The sequence below is a fragment of the Pseudomonas sp. Sample_20 genome (assembly GCF_004307585.1).
GTDB lineage: Bacteria > Pseudomonadota > Gammaproteobacteria > Pseudomonadales > Pseudomonadaceae > Aquipseudomonas > Aquipseudomonas atacamensis.
Genome location: NZ_RCOA01000049.1, coordinates 1 through 1,313, shown reverse-complemented (window position 1 = coordinate 1,313; position 1,313 = coordinate 1). Strand labels below are relative to the sequence as shown.

1 protein-coding gene is annotated in these 1,313 nt (G+C 53.8%); it reads right to left on the bottom strand.

Going from position 1 to position 1,313, the window contains the following annotated elements; translation table 11 throughout:
- Nucleotides 1-37 precede the first annotated feature (37 nt).
- Nucleotides 38-1,260 (bottom strand): IS3 family transposase gene (locus D8U70_RS12095; protein WP_177433967.1). Its coding sequence is split into 2 segments (ribosomal slippage): nt 38-909 and nt 909-1,260, totalling 1,224 coding nucleotides; the frame shifts between segments, so codons are not numbered across the junction.
- Between the last annotated feature and the right edge of the window lie 53 nt (nt 1,261-1,313).

The following is a 1,313-nucleotide window of genomic DNA, read 5'->3' as shown; positions in this document are numbered from 1 at the left end:
TGTCTAGTCCTGAAATAGGTTTACACCTGTTTCAGTCTCAAAACGCCCGATGCACCGCATCGGGCGTTTTGTATTTCAAAGACAGATGTGGCCGCTCTCCGTTGTAGATCCGCACAGATTCATCCACCATTTTCACCGCGTCTGCCAGGTTCTTGGGGCGATGCAGTAAAAACTCGGTCTTCAAAATTCCGTTTATCCGCTCGGCCATGGCGTTCTGATAGCAGTCATAGCCATCGGTCATTGAACACTTGATCCCATGCTTGGCATGCAATCGCTGATACAGCTCGGAGCAGTACTGGGCGCCGCGATCTGAGTGATGGATCAGCGGCTGTTTGGTTTCTCGCTCGCCAATCGCTTTTTGCAGTGCCTTGATCACCGACTCGGTATGCAGGCTTTCATGTACATGATGGCCGACAATTTTGCGTGAGTACGCATCCGTTACCAGGCTTACGTAGGCCACGCTTTCTTGCGTGGGCAGATAGGTTATGTCTGCCACCCAAACCTGCTCAGGCCCACCGGCCACGATTTGCTCTGGGCCTGCTTTGAGCAGGTTGGGATGGCGGCGAAAGCGATGATGGCTATGAGTCGTTTTGTGATAAGCCCGTTTACGCGGAACTAGCGCTCGTGCCTTGCGCAGGATTGCGAACAAACGGTCTCTACCTACGCTCAGCGGCGCTGGGGCCTCGATGCTCATCAAGTAATGCAGCTTGCGCGTACCCAGTCTTGGCTGGCGACGCCGCTTCTCCAGAACGTAGTTCACCACCTCTTGGTCCTGGCGAACCCTCGCATCAAAAGCCCGATTGCGCTTGTAATAAGCTTGGCGTGAAATGCCCATGAACAGGCAAGCCCTGGTAATGCTCAGGTCTTGGATTTGCCCTTGCGAGAGGACTTGCCGGGTCGCTTTTTTACGACGGAAACACCGTAGTCATTTTTCAGAACGTTCACGACGGCTTCAAAGAACTGCGCCTTCTGGTTACTCAGCGCTAGCTGTTCTTCAAGCTCTTTGATCCGCTGCTCGGGTGTCAGCGGGAGGGTTGGTTCGGTCATGGACCTGCTCCTCAACTCTCGAATTGATGCGCCTTGGCTCCAGTCCTGCCGACCATGCTTGCGTAACCAAACCAGCACCGTGGACCGACCCTGGATGCCATAGCGCCGTTGAGCCTCTTTATAACTCAACTCGCCTTTTTCGACTTGGTCTACGACCGACAATTTAAAGGCTAGCGTGTAGTCGCGCTGGCTGCGCCTTTTGCCCGAATCCATTGAATCCTCCTGAAGATAGGTCAGAAGGTGTAAACCATATTCAGGACGGGACA